General features: G+C 63.0%; 15 protein-coding genes. 6 read left to right on the top strand and 9 right to left on the bottom strand.

The features are described from left to right. Window positions 1-88: 88 nt before the first annotated feature. The 5 genes from carA to grpE form a co-directional block, all read right to left on the bottom strand. The gene (carA, locus tag H040_RS18210; RefSeq protein WP_003249935.1) at window positions 89-1,225 is read right to left on the bottom strand and encodes a glutamine-hydrolyzing carbamoyl-phosphate synthase small subunit; all 1,137 of its coding nucleotides are present in this window, start codon (window positions 1,223-1,225) and stop codon (window positions 89-91) included. Between the two features lie 329 nt (window positions 1,226-1,554). Then, window positions 1,555-2,358, bottom strand: coding sequence for a 4-hydroxy-tetrahydrodipicolinate reductase (gene dapB / locus H040_RS18205; protein ID WP_003249933.1), 804 nt, complete (start codon window positions 2,356-2,358; stop codon window positions 1,555-1,557). A 13-nt stretch (window positions 2,359-2,371) separates the two neighbouring features. Beyond that, window positions 2,372-3,496, bottom strand: a complete 1,125-nt coding sequence (gene dnaJ / locus H040_RS18200; RefSeq protein WP_027917696.1) for a molecular chaperone DnaJ — start codon at window positions 3,494-3,496, stop codon at window positions 2,372-2,374. 197 nt (window positions 3,497-3,693) lie between these two features. Then, window positions 3,694-5,619: a molecular chaperone DnaK gene (gene dnaK, locus H040_RS18195; RefSeq protein WP_027917697.1), complete on the bottom strand. Its 1,926-nt coding sequence runs from the start codon at window positions 5,617-5,619 to the stop codon at window positions 3,694-3,696. 102 nt (window positions 5,620-5,721) lie between these two features. After that, a complete protein-coding gene (gene grpE / locus H040_RS18190; RefSeq protein WP_027917698.1) occupies window positions 5,722-6,276 on the bottom strand; it encodes a nucleotide exchange factor GrpE in 555 nt (184 codons plus the stop codon). 191 nt (window positions 6,277-6,467) lie between these two features. Here grpE and recN point away from each other — a divergent pair, with 191 nt between their 5' ends. Then, entirely contained in the window at window positions 6,468-8,141 is a 1,674-nt protein-coding gene (recN, locus tag H040_RS18185; RefSeq protein WP_027917699.1) for a DNA repair protein RecN, read from the top strand. 131 nt (window positions 8,142-8,272) lie between these two features. Here the strand turns inward: recN and fur are convergent, their stop codons facing one another. Next, window positions 8,273-8,677: a ferric iron uptake transcriptional regulator gene (gene fur, locus H040_RS18180; protein ID WP_008096237.1), complete on the bottom strand. Its 405-nt coding sequence runs from the start codon at window positions 8,675-8,677 to the stop codon at window positions 8,273-8,275. Between the two features lie 97 nt (window positions 8,678-8,774). Between fur and H040_RS18175 the strand changes: the two genes are divergently transcribed. Then, window positions 8,775-9,308: an outer membrane protein assembly factor BamE gene (locus H040_RS18175; RefSeq protein ID WP_027917700.1), complete on the top strand. Its 534-nt coding sequence runs from the start codon at window positions 8,775-8,777 to the stop codon at window positions 9,306-9,308. A gap of 61 nt (window positions 9,309-9,369) precedes the next feature. Here H040_RS18175 and H040_RS18170 read toward each other — a convergent pair whose 3' ends face one another. Together H040_RS18170 and H040_RS18165 are read right to left on the bottom strand one after the other, a co-directional pair. Then, on the bottom strand, window positions 9,370-9,660 hold the full coding sequence (locus H040_RS18170; protein WP_027917701.1) for an RnfH family protein: 291 nt from the start codon (window positions 9,658-9,660) through the stop codon (window positions 9,370-9,372). Continuing rightward, a complete protein-coding gene (locus H040_RS18165; protein WP_027917702.1) occupies window positions 9,653-10,087 on the bottom strand; it encodes a type II toxin-antitoxin system RatA family toxin in 435 nt (144 codons plus the stop codon). The genes H040_RS18170 and H040_RS18165 overlap by 8 nt, the downstream gene beginning before the upstream one ends. Before the next feature lie 163 nt (window positions 10,088-10,250). Between H040_RS18165 and smpB the strand changes: the two genes are divergently transcribed. Continuing rightward, window positions 10,251-10,733 (top strand): SsrA-binding protein SmpB, encoded by a 483-nt coding sequence (smpB, locus tag H040_RS18160; RefSeq protein WP_027917703.1) that lies wholly within the window; start codon window positions 10,251-10,253, stop codon window positions 10,731-10,733. A 163-nt stretch (window positions 10,734-10,896) separates the two neighbouring features. On the opposite strand, the gene H040_RS18150 is transcribed toward smpB, so the two are convergent. After that, window positions 10,897-11,664, bottom strand: coding sequence for an FCD domain-containing protein (locus tag H040_RS18150; protein ID WP_027917704.1), 768 nt, complete (start codon window positions 11,662-11,664; stop codon window positions 10,897-10,899). A gap of 257 nt (window positions 11,665-11,921) precedes the next feature. On the opposite strand from H040_RS18150, the gene H040_RS18145 reads away from it, so the two are divergent. From H040_RS18145 to H040_RS18135, 3 genes are all read left to right on the top strand, one after another. Then, a complete protein-coding gene (locus H040_RS18145) occupies window positions 11,922-13,592 on the top strand; it encodes a lactate permease LctP family transporter (RefSeq protein ID WP_027917705.1) in 1,671 nt (556 codons plus the stop codon). A 63-nt stretch (window positions 13,593-13,655) separates the two neighbouring features. After that, window positions 13,656-14,801: an FMN-dependent L-lactate dehydrogenase LldD gene (gene lldD, locus H040_RS18140; RefSeq protein ID WP_027917706.1), complete on the top strand. Its 1,146-nt coding sequence runs from the start codon at window positions 13,656-13,658 to the stop codon at window positions 14,799-14,801. A 74-nt stretch (window positions 14,802-14,875) separates the two neighbouring features. Next, on the top strand, window positions 14,876-17,686 hold the full coding sequence (locus H040_RS18135) for an FAD-binding and (Fe-S)-binding domain-containing protein (RefSeq protein WP_027917707.1): 2,811 nt from the start codon (window positions 14,876-14,878) through the stop codon (window positions 17,684-17,686). Window positions 17,687-17,922 lie beyond the last annotated feature (236 nt).

Genomic DNA, 17,922 nt, shown 5'->3' with positions numbered 1-17,922 from the left:
CGGGTCAGTCGGCAAGCCGTCTTGAACAATCTGGGTCAGGCGCTTCCGGGCGCGGCGCGAGCCGGCCCGGGGCCTTGATGCAGGATGCTCAGCGGCGCTTGGCCATGGCATCGGTGAAACGATCGAACAGTGGCGCGACGTCGGTCGGGCCTGGGCTCGCTTCAGGGTGACCCTGGAAGCTGAACGCGCTCTTGTCGGTGCGCTCGATACCCTGCAGGGTGCCGTCGAACAGCGACTTGTGGATGGCGCGGACGTTGCCCGGCAGGGTGGCTTCGTCAACGGCGAAACCGTGGTTCTGGCTGGTGATCATGACCACGCCGGTGTCCAGGTCCTGGACCGGGTGGTTGGCACCGTGGTGACCGTGGCCCATCTTCACGGTCTTGGCGCCGGAGGCCAGGGCCAGCAGCTGGTGGCCGAGGCAGATACCGAAGACCGGGATCTCGGTCTCGAGGATTTCCTTGATCGCCTGGATCGCGTAGTCGCATGGCTCCGGATCACCAGGGCCGTTGGACAGGAACACGCCGTCCGGATTCAGCGCCAGCACTTCGCTGGCCGGCGTCTGGGCAGGCACCACGGTCACGCGGCAGCCGCGAGCGACCAGCATGCGCAGGATGTTCAGCTTGACGCCGTAGTCGAAGGCGACCACGTGGTACGGCAGGTCGGCAGCGTCGATGGTCGGGTGGCTGTCGGTTTTCAGTTCCCACACGCTGGAGCGCCACTCGTAGCGTTCCTTGGTGGAGACGACCTTGGCCAGGTCCATGCCCTTCAGGCCAGGGAAGCCGCGGGCAGCAGCGATGGCGGCTTCTTCGCTGATGTTGTCACCAGCCAGGATGCAGCCGTTCTGAGCGCCTTTTTCGCGCAGGATACGGGTCAGGCGGCGGGTGTCGATGCCGGCGATGGCGACGACATTGTTGGCCTTGAGGTACTCAGGCAGCGACTGGGTGTTACGCCAGTTGCTGGCCAGCAGCGGCAGGTCACGGATGACCAGGCCAGCGGACCAGACACGGTTCGACTCGGCATCTTCCGGTGTAGTACCGGTATTGCCGATGTGCGGGTAGGTCAGGGTAACGATCTGCTGCGCGTAGGAAGGGTCTGTAAGGATTTCCTGGTAGCCGGTCATAGCGGTGTTGAATACCACCTCACCAACGGTCTGACCGTCGGCACCGATGGCTTCACCGCGGAAAATACTGCCGTCGGCAAGGGCGAGTATGGCTGGCTTTGTCAAGAAGACCTCCCGTAAATCAAGCATGAAAGGGCGATCGCAGGTTGCAAAAAAGCGGAGTGACGTATGGACACGTCACCCCGCTTTTATGTGCTGAATTCAATTCGCTGCGCGCTTTTAGTGGACACACTAAAGCTGTAGCTTACAGAAAAGTGCGTTTTCGGTCTACCGCATATGTGCCTCTAAAACACATGATTGCGACAGAGCGTCATTCCTGTGCTGCCCTCTTCGCGGGTAAGCCCACTCCCACAGTGACCGCACAGCACTTAAGCCATGCATAAATCCTGTGGAAGCGGGTTTACCCGCGAAGAAGCCAACACCGCTCGAACCGATCAGCGCAGCTCGAGCACGTCCTGCATGTCGTAGAGGCCCGGCTCACGCCCATCAAGCCACAACGCTGCACGCACCGCACCCTTGGCGAAGGTCATGCGGCTGGAGGCTTTGTGGGTGATTTCAAGGCGCTCGCCTTCGGCAGCAAACAGTACGGTGTGATCACCCACCACATCGCCGGCACGCACAGTGGCGAAACCGATGGTCTTGCGATCACGCGCGCCGGTCTGGCCTTCACGACCATACACAGCGACTTCCTGCAGATCACGCCCTAGCGCATTGGCAACCACTTCACCCATGCGCAGCGCGGTGCCGGAGGGGGCATCAACCTTGTGCCGGTGATGCGCTTCGATAATCTCGATGTCGACATCATCGCCCAGCACCCGCGCCGCCATATCGAGCAGCTTGAGGCTAAGGTTGACACCCACACTGAAGTTGGCCGCGAACACGATCGGGATATCTTTGCCCGCCTCGGCCAGCAGCTGCTTTTCCTCGACCGTAAAACCGGTGGTGCCGATGATCATGGCCTTGCCGTGCTTACGGCAGAAGGCCAGGTTCTTCAGGGTCACCGACGGATGAGTAAAATCAATCAGCACGTCGAATTCGTCGGCGACTTTGGCCAGGTCATCGGACAGCAGAACACCAATCCGACCGAGGGCCGCCAGCTCACCAGCATCAGCGCCGACGAGCGAACTATCCGGGCGGTCGATTGCCGCCGTCAGCCCTGCACCCGGGGTTTGCTGCACGGCTTCGATAAGGGTTTTGCCCATCCGCCCTGCCGCGCCCATCACTGCAATACGTCGCATAGCCATTTCCTTGTCAGAGATCGCCGAAGAAGCGCTTCACGCCATCGAACCAGCCACTGGCCTTGGGCGAATGGGAGCTGTCGCCTTCCAGCGAACTGCGCAGCTCTTCGAGCAGCTCACGCTGGCGGCGGCTGAGATTGACCGGGGTTTCCACCGCCACGCGGCACAGCAGGTCACCTGCACCACCGCCACGCACTGGCGCCACACCCTTGCCACGCAAGCGGAACTGCTTGCCGGTCTGGGTGCCTTCGGGAATTTTCAGCTTCACGCGACCATCGAGGGTCGGCACTTCCAGCTCGCCACCCAGGGCAGCATCGGTGTAGCTGATTGGCACTTCGCAATACAGGTGCTTGCCGTCGCGCTGGAAGATCTCGTGTTCGCGCACGCTGATCACAACGTACAGGTCGCCGGTCGGGCCACCATGGGTACCCGCCTCGCCCTCGCCAGACAGGCGGATGCGGTCGCCGGTATCGACGCCAGCTGGCACCTTGACCGACAGCGTCTTGTATTCCTCGACACGGCCTTCGCCATGGCACGAAGTGCACGGGTCGGTGATGATCTTGCCCTGGCCGTGGCAGCGCGGGCAGGTCTGCTGCACCGAGAAGAAGCCTTGCTGCATGCGCACCTGGCCAATACCGCCACAGGTCGGGCAGGTCGACGGGGTCGAACCCTTCTTGGCGCCGGAGCCATCGCACGGCTTGCAGTTGACCAACGTTGGCACGCGGATGCTGACCGTGGTGCCACGCACCGCTTCTTCCAGGTTCAGTTCCAGGGTGTAGCGCAGGTCGCTGCCACGCTGGGCACCGCCACGGCCACCGCCGCGACCGCCACCAAAGAAGTCGCTGAACACATCACCGAAGATGTCGGAGAAGTTGGCGCCACCGAAGCCGGCACCACCGCCACCCATGCTCGGGTCGACGCCGGCATGGCCGTACTGGTCGAATGCCGCACGCTTGCTCGCATCGGACAGCACTTCGTAGGCCTCGTTGGCCTCCTTGAACTTGTCTTCCGACTCTTTATCGCCCGGGTTGCGGTCCGGGTGGTATTTCATCGCCAGGCGGCGGTAGGCCTTCTTGAGGTCAGCTTCGCTGGCGCCGCGCTCGACACCCAGGACCTCATAATAATCACGCTTGGACATAGGTCATTTGCACCTTGTGGGGCGTCCGGCATCTGCGCCGCGCCGTCAGCACCTGCCTGCACACCACGAATGGCGTGGACAAATGCTGTAAAAAATCTCGAATTCCAGATACGCCAACGCGGGAGCAAGCCCCCGCGCGGCGACATCCTACCAGTTCACAAGCTCAAGCCGGTGAACGGGTCGACAGCATGCAACGCTTACTTCTTGTCGTCGCCTTTCACTTCTTCGAACTCGGCGTCAACCACGTCATCGTGCTTGGCTTCCGGCTCGGCTTGCTGCGCGCCGCCCTGAGGCTGTTCGGCCTGCTGCTCGGCGTACATCTTCTGAGCAACGGGTGCCGAGACCTTGGACAGCTCTTCGACCTTGGCGTCGATGGCAGCCTTGTCGTCGCCTTTGACAGCGGCTTCCAGGGCAACCACGGCAGCTTCGATCGCGGTTTTCTCTTCAGCAGTGACCTTGTCACCCGCGTCAGCAACCATTTTGCGAGTCGAGTGCACCAGCGCGTCACCCTGGTTACGGGCAGCGGCCAGCTCTTCGAACTTGCGGTCTTCCTCGGCGTTGGCCTCGGCGTCACGCACCATGCGCTCGATTTCTTCGTCGGACAGGCCGGAGTTGGCCTTGATCACGATCGACTGAGCCTTGCCGGTGGCCTTGTCTTTGGCGCCGACGTGCAGGATGCCGTTGGCGTCGATGTCGAAGGTCACTTCAATCTGCGGTACGCCACGTGGCGCTGGCGGAATGTCAGCCAGGTCGAACTTGCCCAGCGACTTGTTCTGCGCGGCCTGCTTACGCTCACCCTGCAGCACGTGGATGGTCACGGCGCTCTGGTTATCGTCGGCAGTCGAGAACACCTGCGACTTCTTGGTCGGGATGGTGGTGTTCTTCTCGATCAGCGCAGTCATCACGCCGCCCATGGTTTCGATACCCAGGGTCAGCGGGCTGACGTCCAGCAGCAGTACGTCTTTCACGTCACCGGCCAGCACGGCGCCCTGGATAGCAGCACCCATGGCCACGGCTTCGTCCGGGTTGACGTCCTTGCGCGCTTCTTTACCGAAGAAGTCGGCAACAGCCTTCTGCACCATCGGCATACGGGTCTGGCCACCGACCAGGATCACGTCGTCGATCTTGCTGGCGTCGATGCCGGCGTCTTTCAGAGCGATGCGGCAAGGCTCGATGGTACGGTTGACCAGGTCTTCGACCAGCGACTCCAGCTTGGCGCGAGAGATCTTCACGTTCAGGTGCTTCGGACCGGTCGCGTCTGCAGTGATGTACGGCAGGTTGACGTCGGTCGACTGAGCGGAGGACAGCTCGATCTTGGCTTTTTCAGCAGCTTCTTTCAGACGCTGCAGCGCCAGTGGGTCGTTCTTCAGGTCCATGCCGGACTCTTTCTTGAACTCGTCCACGAGGTAATCGATCAGGCGCATGTCGAAGTCTTCGCCACCCAGGAAGGTGTCGCCGTTGGTGGCCAGTACTTCGAACTGGTGCTCACCGTCGACTTCGGCGATTTCGATGACCGAAACGTCGAAGGTACCACCACCCAGGTCATAAACGATGACGGTGTGGTCGCCCTTGGCCTTGTCCATGCCGTAAGCCAGCGCAGCGGCGGTCGGCTCGTTGATGATGCGCTTGACGTCCAGACCGGCGATGCGGCCGGCATCCTTGGTGGCCTGGCGCTGGCTGTCGTTGAAGTAGGCCGGAACGGTAATGACCGCTTCGGTGACAGGCTCGCCGAGGTAGTCTTCGGCGGTCTTCTTCATTTTCTTCAGTACTTCGGCGCTGATCTGTGGTGGCGCCATGTCCTTGCCGCTGGCCTGCACCCAAGCGTCGCCGTTACCGCCTTTGACGATCTTGTATGGCACCAGCTTGATGTCTTTCTGCACGACGTCTTCTTCGAAGCGGCGGCCGATCAGGCGCTTCACTGCGAACAGGGTGTTGTGCGGGTTGGTGACTGCCTGGCGCTTGGCCGACTGACCCACCAGGATTTCGCCGTCGTTGGCGTAGGCCACGATCGAAGGGGTGGTACGCGCGCCTTCGGCGTTTTCGATGACCTTGACGTTACCGTTTTCCAGAATGGAGACGCACGAGTTGGTGGTCCCCAGGTCGATACCGATGATTTTGCCCATGTTAGCTCTCCCGAAACTTGAATTTGGTGGCAGCGGCTACTTCTAGCCAACTGCGGTAATACTTGAACGCTTGACACCTAGATGGGGGTGCCCCGACAGATTTCAAGCCTTCTCATCGATAGAAGGTTGCTGGGCTGCCGGTGCCTTGCTCACCACCACCATGGCGGGGCGCAGCAGGCGACCGTTGAGCAGGTAACCCTTCTGGAACACGTTGAGCACGCTGTTCGGCTCTACGTCGGCGCTTTCCTGCATGGCCATCGCCTGGTGGTGCTCGGCGTTGAATGGCTGGCCGTGCGGGTCGATGGCTTCGAGGTTGTAGCGCTTGAGGGTGTCCTGGAACATCTTCAGGGTCAGCTCGACGCCATCACGGATGGTCTTGACCTGTTCGTCGTCGGCACTGGAGTGCGCCAGGGCCAGCTCAAGGCTGTCGATCACCGGCAGCAGGTCGCCAGCAAACTTCTCGAGGGCGAACTTGCGGGCCTTGTCGACCTCCTGCTCAGCGCGACGAATGCTGTTCTGCGCTTCTGCTGCGACACGCAGGGACTGATCCTTGGCGGCGGCCAGCTGCTCCTCGAGCTCCTGAACGCGGGCGCCGTTATCCACTGCACCAGCCTCTTCGGCATTAAGGTCTTTTTCATTCAGCTGTTCGTCAGCCATGGGGTCTCTCCTCCGCAATTTCTGTTGTACGAGCAAAGCTCGCCGTGTCTGCCGGCTATATGGGGCCGGAAAAAACAGGTTCAAGGGGCAAGTGGGTTTTCAGGGCCACAACAGAATCCGCCAGAGGGCATTGGCAGGCTCGAAAAAAGTACTGTATAAATAACCAGACCTGAACTTCGGGAGCCGCCCCCATGCTGGTGCACCTGTCCATTCACAACTACGCCATCGTCGAGCACCTCGACCTCGAAATCGCCCGCGGCATGTCGGTCATCACCGGCGAGACCGGCGCAGGCAAGTCGATCATGCTCGACGCCCTCGGCCTGGCCCTGGGCGACCGCGCCGACAGTGGCGTGGTGCGCCCCGGCACCGACAAGGCAGACATCCTTGCCACATTCGACCTGGTGGACATCCCCGAAGCCCATGCCTGGCTGGCGGAGCGCGACCTGGACAACGACGGGTTGTGCATTTTGCGCCGGGTCATCACCGCAGAAGGCCGTAGCCGCGGCTACATCAACGGCACCCCTTGCCCGCTGGGCGACCTCAAGGCACTTGGCGAGCTGCTGATCGATATCCACAGCCAGCATGAACACCAGTCGCTACTGAAAACCGACACCCACCGCCGCCTGGTGGACGAGTACGCCGGCGCCATCGACCTGGCCCGCCAGGTGCAGCTTGCCGCCAAGCGCTGGAACCAGACCCGCCTGGAGCTCGAGCGACTGAGCAATTCCGGCGACGAGCAACGCGCCCGCCACCAGCTGCTCAGCTATCAGCTTGAAGAGCTCGACAACCTCGGCCTGGGCGAGAACGAACTGGAGCATCTGGAGCAGGAGCACAAGAATCTGACCAACGCCGAAGCCCTGTTCGGCATCTGCCGCCAGGTCATCGACCAGTGCAGCGAGAGCGATTCGGGCAACGTGCTCAGCGCCCTCACCTCCAGCCTCAACCGCCTCGGCGCTGCAGCGAACGCCCCGCGCGCGCTGGGCGAGGCCGCGAACATGATCGCCAGCGCACAGATTCAGGTAGAAGAAGCGATGGGCGAACTCAACCGCTTCCTCGACAACTTCGATGCCGACCCCATGCGCCTGCAAGCCCTGGAAGAGCGCCTCGACACCATCTATACGCTGGCGCGCAAACATCGGGTGCACCCCACCGAGCTGCCGCACCTGCAGCAACAGCTGATGGACGAACTGGAAGGCCTGAACGCCAGTGACGAGTCGATCGAGCGCCTGGGCGAGGAGCTCGGCGCCTTCGCCCAGCACTATAAAGAGAAGGCACTGGAGCTGAGCGCCCTGCGCCAGCAGGCAGCCAAGCAGTTGGCCGTCGCGGTTGAACAGGAAATCCAGCGCCTGGGCATGCCAGGTGGCCGGTTCTGCATCGAACTCACGCCCAACGAAGGTAACGACCTGTCACCGCACGGCCTGGAGCAGATCGAACTGCTGGTCAGCGCCAACCCCGGCCAGCCGCTCAAGGGCCTGGCCAAGGTGGCGTCTGGGGGCGAGCTGTCGCGCATCAGCCTGGCAATTCAGGTGATCACGGCGCAAACCTCGCGCATTCCGACCTTGGTATTCGACGAAGTCGACGTCGGAATCGGAGGCCCGACAGCCGAAATCGTCGGCCAACTGCTACGCCGCCTGGGCGAGCGCGGCCAGGTACTGACCGTGACGCACCTGCCGCAGGTGGCTGCGCAAGGGCACCATCACCTGTTCGTGCACAAGGTACGCAACAGCGACACCACCCATACCGCAGTGGCCAGCCTGGGCAAGCGCGAGCGGGTCGAGGAAGTGGCGCGGATGCTCGGCGGCATCGACCTGACCAAGGAATCCCTGGCGCATGCGCGCAAGATGGTGGTTTCCGGCAAGGCCTGAAGCTGTCGCGACTTTTGTAGGAGCGCCCCGGCAATGCCGCTCCTACAGGGGTCACCTCCCTGATAACTTCAAATCAGAAAGCACAAAGGCGACCCGAAGGTCGCCTTTGTCATTCGTAACGCGCTAAATCGTTACTTTTTCTTACGCACATAAAGGACCAGGTTATGGTCCACGAGCTCGTAGCCATGCTCGGCCACGATCTCTTTCTGGCGACGCTCGATTTCAGCGTCCATGAACTCGATCACTTCACTGGTCTCCACGTTGACCATATGGTCGTGGTGACCGCCGTCAGCCAGCTCGAACACCGCGTGGCCACCGTCGAAGTTGTGGCGTACCACCAGACCAGCTGCTTCGAACTGGGTCAGTACGCGATAGACGGTTGCCAGACCGACGTCCTCGCCAGCCTCCATCAGCGCCTTGTAGACATCCTCAGCACTCATGTGACGTTGCTCGGTGGAGTCGAGCATTTGAAGGATCTTGACTCGAGGCAGGGTCACCTTGAGGCCGGCTTTGCGCAATTCGCTATTTTCAACCATGGTCAGCTTTCTCGCCGATGCTGCTTCGCAGCTTCTACTAATACGGGTATGATCGGGGTTTACGTTGTCCAGCCAAGATAGTGGAAGTCGCCCACCGATGCAAAACACCAAGCTCTTGCTAAACAGCCTCGCCCTCGCGGGACTGCTCGCACTCGCCGGTTGCTCGTTTCCCGGGGTTTACAAAATCGACATCCAGCAGGGCAATGTCGTCACGCAAGACATGATAGACCAATTACGCCCCGGAATGACCCGCCGGCAAGTAAGGTTTATCATGGGCAACCCGCTGCTGCAGGATACGTTCAACACCAACCGTTGGGATTACCTGTACAGCCTGCAACCGGGTGGCGGCAAACGCCAGCAGGAACGCATGAGCATCTTCTTCAACGACAGCGACCAACTGGTCAGCCTGTCGGGTGACTTCATGCCAGGCGTGAGCCGCGACCAGGAAATCCTCGGTGGCAGCAACACCACCACGGTCAGCCCGGAAGCCCAGCCAGAGCAGGCCAAGCCGCAACCGGCAGAAAAACCGGCCAAGCCAGGCTCGACGGAAGAGTCCATCCAGCGCGAGATCGACACCATCGAGACCACCCCGGTCCCGACGCCAGCGCCGCTGGAAACCTCGCCGCAGTAATTGCCGGCCAGATGAAAAAGCCCGGACCATGGTCCGGGCTTTTTATTGTCAGCCAGATAAGCTAGCGCTTGGCCTTGGCCTGTGCAGCTCGCTGCCTGCGCGCCTCGACCGGGTCGAGCAGCAGAGGCCGGTAGATTTCCAGACGGTCCCCCTCCTCGACCAGGCGCTCGTGCGCATCCGCAACCACTTTGCCGAAAATGCCTACAGGGCATTGCTCGATATCCAGCCCACCGACTTGCCCGGCAATGCCGGACAGGCGCAGCGCTTCGCGCACGGTCACCCCACCCGGCACTTCACAGGCCAACAGCCACTGGCGCTCCGCCGTGGCGTAGGCCACCTCGACATTAACCATTGAGCTGCTTGGCACGCTGGCAGAAGGCATCCACCAGGGTATTGGCCGCCTGGTTGAACAGCGGCCCCAGCGTGGCGCGCACCAGCGCACCGGCGTAGTCGAAAGTCAGGTCGAGGCTGATCTTGCAGGCTTTTTCACCAAGCGGCTTGAACACCCACAGACCATGCAGTTGAGTAAACGGCCCCTCTTCCAGGTTCATCTCGATGGACTGCCCCGGCACCAGCACATTGCTCGTGACGAACTGCTGGCTCATGCCCCCCTTGGCCACTTCCAGCTTCGCACGCATGTGCGTGTCACTGGCCTCGATCACCGTCGACGCCGAGCACCACGGCAGGAATTCAGGGTAGCTGGCCACGTCGTTGACCAGATCGTAGAGTGCCTGGGCAGGGTACGGCAGCAGGGCGGAGCGTTGAATATGGGTAGTCATCCAGGCATCACTTCCAAGGCTGGGTGGCGGCGCTTCGCAGCGTGCCGAAAACAGGTTCTGTGCATAGAACAGGCCTTGTATTGTCCGGTATTCATTGCAGTGGCTCAAGCACACCGAAATCCCATAGCCGACTGCGCGATGACTTGCCTATAATGCCGCCCCTATGGCTAAACAAAAGAAACATCCGACCGGGACCATCGCGCAGAACAAGAAAGCGCGACACGATTACTTCATCGAACACAAGTTCGAGGCCGGGCTGGTCCTGTCCGGTTGGGAAGTAAAGAGCCTGCGGGCCGGCAAAGCGCACCTGACCGACAGCTACGTGCTGCTCAAGGATGGCGAAGCCTGGCTGTTCGGCAGCCACATCACCCCGCTGAACACCGCCAGCACCCACGTCATCGCCGACCCCATGCGCACCCGCAAGCTGCTGCTGAACAAGCGCGAGCTCGAGCGCGTGGAAGCCGCCGTGGCGCAAAAGGGCTACACCTGTGTGGCCCTGGCGCTGTACTGGAGCAAGCACCTGATCAAGTGCGAGATCGCGCTTGGCAAGGGCAAGAAGGAGTTCGACAAGCGCGACACCATGCGCGAACGCGACTCCAACCGCGAGCTGCAGCGTGCGGTGCGGAACAAGGGCAAGGAAGAATAATCCTAGCCCCGGCCGCTGTAGGAGCGGCCTTGTGTCGCGAAAGGGCCGCAGAGCGGCCCCGGGAAATTCAGCTGCGAAGCTGAAATCCTGGGGCCGCTTCGCAGCCCATTCGCGACACAAGGCCGCTCCTACAAAAGCTGCGCTCAGCCTGAAGCACGTGCGCTCAACGCCCGTTGCGCCGCTCCGCCCGGGCCACCCGCTGCGCCTCGTCCTGCGCCTCTTCCAGCACCTCCTGCACATACAGAATGTGCCGGCTGGACACCTCCCGCGCCTCTTCCGCCCTGCCCTCGACAATCGCCTGGTACAACTCGCGGTGCTGACTGATCAGCATGTCGCGTGTTTCCGTGCGTTGCTGATACATGCCACCAATGTTGGTCACCACGTTGCGCTTGAGCAGGTCGAACAAGCCACGAATGGTATGCAGCAACACGGCGTTATGGCTGGCCTCGGCAATCGCCAGGTGGAAGCGCGCATCGGCCGCGCCCTCCTCCGCCCGCGTCACCTCGTCAGCACGCGCATAGCAGTCCTGCAAGGTATCGAACGCCGCCTTCAGCCGCGCACGGTCCGGCTCGGTGGCACGCTGGGCCGCGTAGTAGGCGCATGACGCCTCCAGGGTATGGCGGAATTCCAGCAGGTCGCGCTGCGCTTCGGCACTGTGCTCAAGCAGCTGCAGCAACGGGTCGCTGAAGGTCGAGCCGAGCGATTCGGCCACGTAATTGCCACCGCCCTGGCGGCTTACCAGCAACCCCTTGGCCACCAGCTTCTGGATCGCCTCACGCAGTGACGGGCGCGACACACCGAACTGTTCGGCCAGGACGCGCTCGGCCGGCAGCCGCTGCCCGGAGGTCAGCGTGCCTTCCAGAATCATCCCTTCCAACCGATCGACGATGTCGTCGGACAGGCGCCGCTGGCGGACCTGATCAAAAACCATCACGTGCTCTCCACAAACCCCCAGCAAATTTCAGGGGGGCGCCTATTCTCGCCGATTCGCGCCGCGCCAGCACGCATCAGCCGACGGTTTTCGCAAGCAAGCAGCTGCCCGCTCATCGAACCACGACCAAAGTTTTGCACGGGACAAATTGACACACCCACGACAGCGCTTTTAACCTAGCGACCAGCCATTGTAAATTGGTCTTACCAATTATCCAATGCCAGTGCCTGACCAACAACAATTAGGGGCCACCCCATATGCAAACCTGGCAACAACTCTACACCCCGCTTGGTAGTCTCGGCCTGTCCGCACTGGCGGCGGTCATCCCTATCGTGTTCTTCTTCCTGGCCCTGGCCGTGTTCCGCCTCAAAGGCCACGTGGCTGGCAGCATCACCCTTGCCCTGTCGATCCTGGTGGCGATCTTCGCCTTCCAGATGCCTGTCGACATGGCCCTGGCTGCCGCAGGCTATGGCTTCCTCTACGGCCTCTGGCCGATTGCCTGGATCATCGTTGCCGCGGTGTTCCTCTACAAACTCACGGTCAAGAGCGGCCAGTTTGAAGTGATCCGCAGCTCGGTGCTGTCGATCACCGACGACCAGCGCCTGCAGGTGCTGCTGATCGGCTTCTGCTTCGGCGCCTTCCTCGAAGGCGCGGCCGGCTTCGGCGCCCCGGTGGCCATCACTGCCGCACTGCTGGTGGGCCTGGGCTTCAACCCGCTGTACGCCGCCGGCCTGTGCCTGATCGCCAACACCGCACCGGTGGCCTTCGGCGCCCTGGGCATCCCGATCATCGTGGCCGGCCAGGTCACCGGCATCGACGCCTTCCACATCGGCGCCATGACCGGCCGCCAGCTGCCGCTGCTGTCGCTGTTCGTACCGTTCTGGCTGGTGTTCATGATGGACGGCCTGCGCGGCGTGAAAGAAACCTGGCCCGCAGCCCTGGTTGCCGGCTTGAGCTTCGCCGTGACCCAGTACTTCACCTCGAACTTCATCGGCCCAGAACTGCCCGACATCACCTCGGCCCTGGCCAGCCTGATCTGCCTGACCTTGTTCCTGAAAGTCTGGCAGCCCAAGCGTTCTTTCGCCGAAGCCAAAGGCAGCGTCGGCGCCGCCGTAGTGCAGCCGAGCGGCAGCCAGCCGACCCCATACAGCTTCGGCGAGATCTTCAAGGCCTGGTCGCCGTTCCTGATCCTCACCGTACTGGTCACCATCTGGACCCTCAAACCGTTCAAGGCGGCCTTCGCCCCGGGCGGCGCGATGTACAACTTCGTGTTCAACTTCGCCATCCCGCACCTCGACCAGCTGGTGATCAAGACCGCGCCGATCGTCACCGCGCCAACCGCCATGCCCGCGGTGTTCAAGCTTGACCCGATCTCCGCCACCGGTACCGCGATCTTCCTTTCGGCGTTGATCTCCATGGCCGTGTTGAAGATCAACTTCAAAACTGGTCTGACCACTTTCAAAGAAACCTTCTGGGAACTGCGCTGGCCAATCCTGTCGATCGGCATGGTGCTGGCCTTCGCCTTCGTCACCAACTATTCGGGCATGTCTTCGACCATGGCCCTGGTCCTGGCCGGCACTGGCGCCGCCTTCCCGTTCTTCTCGCCGTTCCTCGGCTGGCTGGGCGTGTTCCTGACCGGTTCCGACACCTCGTCCAACGCCCTGTTCAGCTCGCTGCAGGCCACCACCGCGCACCAGATCGGGGTCAACGACACCCTGCTGGTCGCGGCCAACACCAGCGGCGGCGTGACCGGCAAGATGATCTCGCCACAGTCGATCGCCGTGGCCTGCGCCGCCACTGGCTTGGTCGGCAAGGAATCCGACCTGTTCCGCTTCACCGTCAAGCACAGCCTGTTCTTCGCCACCATCGTCGGCCTGATCACCTTGATCCAGGCCTATTGGCTGACCGGCATGCTGGTTCATCACTAAAGTGAAAGGGGCCGGGCGCCGTGACGCGCCCGGCATCTCCTTCAACCCACGCTGCGAGAATCCATGATCATTTCCGCCTCCACCGACTATCGCGCCGCGGCCCAACGCAAGCTGCCCCCGTTCCTCTTCCACTACGCCGACGGCGGCGCCTACGCCGAGCACACCCTGCGCCACAACGTCTCGGACCTGGCCAGCATCGCCCTGCGCCAGCGCGTGCTGAAGAACATGTCCGCGCTCAGCCTCGAAACCAAGCTGTTCGACGAAACCCTGAGCATGCCCGTGGCCCTGGCCCCGGTCGGCCTCACCGGCATGTACGCCCGCCGGGGCGAAGTGCAGGCGGCGCGTGCGGCAGCGGCCCACGGCATTCCGTTCACCATGTCGACGGTGTCGGTGTGCCCGATCGAAGAAGTGGCCCCTGCCATCGACCGGCCGATGTGGTTCCAGCTGTACGTGCTCAAGGACCGCGGCTTCATGCGCAACGCCCTGGAGCGGGCCAAGGCCGCCGGCGTGAAGACCCTGGTGTTCACCGTCGACATGCCGGTACCCGGTGCCCGCTACCGCGATGCCCACTCCGGCATGAGCGGTGCGAACGGCCCGATGCGCCGCGTGCTGCAGGCCATGACTCACCCCGAGTGGGCGTGGGACGTTGGCGTGATGGGCCGCCCGCATGACCTGGGCAACATCTCCAAATACCGTGGCAACCCCACCGGCCTTGCCGACTACATTGGCTGGCTGGGCAATAACTTCGACCCGTCGATCTCGTGGAAGGACCTGGAGTGGATCCGCGAATTCTGGGACGGCCCGATGATCATCAAAGGCATCCTCGACGCCGATGACGCCCGTGATGCGGTCAAGTTCGGCGCCGACGGCATCGTCGTGTCCAACCACGGCGGCCGCCAGCTCGACGGCGTGTTGTCCAGCGCCCGCGCCCTGCCGGCGATTGCCGATGCCGTCAAAGGTGACCTGAAGATCCTCGCCGACTCCGGCATCCGCAGCGGCCTCGACGTAGTGCGCATGATCGCCCTCGGCGCCGACACCGTGCTGATCGGCCGCGCCTTCCTCTGGGCCCTGGCCGTGCATGGCCAGGCCGGGGTGAAGAACCTTCTCGAACTGTTCGAGAAAGAAATGCGCGTGGCGATGGTGCTGACCGGCGCCAAGTCGATCAGCGAGATCACCCGCGATTCGCTGGTCCGCGAACTGGGCGCCTGAGCGCCCCCAACCGTACCGCCTGAATGACCGGGGCACGCCGCGCGCCAGACGCCGCGGCCCCGCGAGGAGATTGCATGAGCCTGCCCGCTGCGTTCCTGCGTGATGTCGAGCGCCTGATCCCCGCCGAACGCCGTTTCGACGACCCGACCTCCACCCTGGCCTTCGGCACCGACGCCAGCTTCTACCGGTTGATCCCCAAACTGGTGGTGCGCGTCGAGTCCGAGGACGAAGTGGTCGGGCTGATTCAACTGGCCCAGCGCGAACGCGTGCCGGTAACCTTCCGCGCCGCGGGCACCAGCCTGTCCGGCCAGGCCATCAGCGACTCGGTGCTGATCGTGCTCGGCGATAACTGGAACGGCCGTGAAATCCGCGGCCAGGGTGAACAGATCCGCCTGCAACCCGGCGTCATCGGTGCCCAGGCCAATGCCTGGCTGGCACCGTACGGGCGCAAGATCGGCCCCGACCCGGCCTCGATCAACGCCTGCAAGATCGGCGGCATCGTCGCCAACAACGCCAGTGGCATGTGCTGCGGTACTGCGCAGAACACCTACCACACCCTCGCCGGCCTGCGCCTGGTGCTGGCCGACGGCACCCGCCTGGACAGCGAAGACCCGACCAGTGTCGCGGCCTTTGCAAACAGCCACGCCGAACTGCTCGACGCGCTGGCCCGCCTCGGCCGCGAAACCCGCGCCAACACCGCGCTGGCCGACCGTATCCGGCACAAATACCGGCTGAAGAACACCACCGGCCTGTCACTCAATGCACTGGTGGACTACGACCAGCCGCTGGATATCCTGCAGCACCTGCTGGTCGGTTCCGAAGGCACATTGGGCTTCATCAGCGCCGTCACCTACAACACCGTGCCCGACCACCCACACAAGGCCAGCGCCCTGCTGGTGTTCCCCAGCGTGGAAAGCTGCTGCCGCGCCGTTACCGTGCTCAAGCGCCAGCCGGTGTCTGCCGTTGAACTGCTCGACCGCCGCAGCCTGCGCTCGGTGCAAAACATGCCAGGCATGCCGCTGTGGGTAAAAGGCCTGTCGGACAACGCCTGCGCGCTGCTGATCGAGTCCCGCGCCGCCAGCCAGAGCCTGCTGCACGAACAACTGCAGTTGGTGATGGCCTCGATCGCCGACTACCCGCTGGAGCAGAAGGTCGAGTTCAGCGAGGACCCGGCCGTGTACAACCAGCTGTGGAAGATCCGCAAGGACACCTTCCCCGCCGTCGGCGCCGTGCGCCAGACCGGCACCACGGTAATCATCGAAGACGTCACCTTCCCCGTCGAGCAACTGGCCGAGGGCGTCAACCGCCTGATCCAGCTGTTCGACAAGCACCATTACGACGAGGCGATCATCTTCGGCCACGCGCTGGAAGGTAACCTGCACTTCGTGTTCACCCAGGGCTTCAACAGCGCCGAGGAAGTCGCCCGCTACCAGGCCTTCATGGACGACGTAGCGCAACTGGTGGCCGTCGAGTTCGGCGGTTCGCTCAAGGCCGAGCACGGTACTGGCCGTAACATGGCGCCATTCGTGGCGCTGGAATGGGGCCACGACGCCTACCAGCTGATGTGGAAGCTCAAGCGCCTGCTCGACCCCAACGGCATTCTCAACCCCGACGTGGTACTGAGCGAAGACCCCGACATCCACCTGAAAAACCTCAAGCCGCTGCCCGCTGCCGACGAGATCGTCGACAAGTGCATCGAGTGCGGTTTCTGCGAACCGGTCTGCCCTTCCAAAGGCCTGACCCTCAGCCCACGCCAGCGCATCGTCATGTGGCGCGACATCCAGGCGAAAAAACGCGCCGGCGTCGACACCCGCGAGCTGCTGCAAACCTATCAGTACCAAGGCATCGACACCTGCGCCGCCACCGGCCTGTGCGCCCAGCGCTGCCCGGTGGGCATCAACACCGGCGAGCTGGTGAAAAAACTGCGCAGCCAGGCCGCCGACCACGCCAGAACCGCCGACTGGCTGGCCGACCACTTCCACACGGCCCTGGGCGGCGCCCGCTTCACCCTGACCGCCGCCAACACCGCCCGCAAGCTACTTGGCGCGCCACGCCTCGGGCGCCTCAGCGCATCACTGAGCAAGGCCAGCAACGGCCGCCTGCCGCAGTGGACCCCGGCCATGCCACAGCCATTACGCACCATGGACTTCGGCCCGGCGAGCAACGATGCCCGCCCCCGCGTGGTCTACCTCGCCGCCTGTGTGTCACGCGTGATGGGCCCCGCCTACGCCGACCGCGAGCAAAGCTCGCTGCTCGACAAGACCCGCAGCCTGCTGGAAAAGGCCGGCTACCAAGTGGTGTTCCCGGACAACGCCGACAGCCTCTGCTGCGGCCAACCGTTCGCCTCCAAAGGCTACCCCGAGCAGGCCGAACACAAGCGCCAGGAGCTGATCAACGCCCTGCTCCACGCCAGCCGCGGCGGCCTCGACCCGATCTACTGCGACACCAGCCCCTGCACCCTGCGCCTGGTCCAGGACCTTGGCGAAACCCGGCTGGACCTGTACGACCCAGTGCGTTTCATCCGCACTCACCTGGTCGACAAACTGGAATTCACCCCCCAGGAAGAGCCAGTAGCCGTGCACGTGACCTGCAGCACCCAGCACCTGGGCGAGAGCCAGGCACTGATCGACCTGGCACGCCGCTGCAGCAAGCAGGTGGTGATTCCGGAGGGCATTCACTGCTGCGGCTTTGCCGGCGACAAGGGCTTCACCACACCGGAGCTCAACGCCCACTCGCTGCGCAGCCTGAAGGATGCGGTGCAGTATTGCAGCGAAGGCATCTCCACCAGCCGCACCTGCGAGATCGGCCTGTCCAGCCATAGCGGTATCGACTACCACGGCCTGGTCTACCTCGTAGACCGCGTCACCCGCCCACGCGCAATTTGAGTCATCCCTGTAGGAGCGGCCTTGTGTCGCGAAAGGGCTGCGTAGCGGCCTCAGGATTTCAGCTTCGCAGCTTGATTTGCCGGGGCCGCTACGCAGCCCTTTCGCGACACAAGGCCGCTCCTACAAAAACCGCATCGCCCGGTCGATGGCAACATCCAGCCACACACCACCCAAGCGCCAAGCCATCACCCCGATTGAACCCTCGCCAAATCCCGGCAGTCCACTTTTATAGGCCC

Source organism: Pseudomonas sp. URMO17WK12:I7 (assembly GCF_003269045.1).
GTDB lineage: Bacteria > Pseudomonadota > Gammaproteobacteria > Pseudomonadales > Pseudomonadaceae > Aquipseudomonas > Aquipseudomonas putida_J.
Note: the sequence above shows the minus strand (reverse complement) of the source record. Positions and strands in the feature narration are given on the sequence as shown.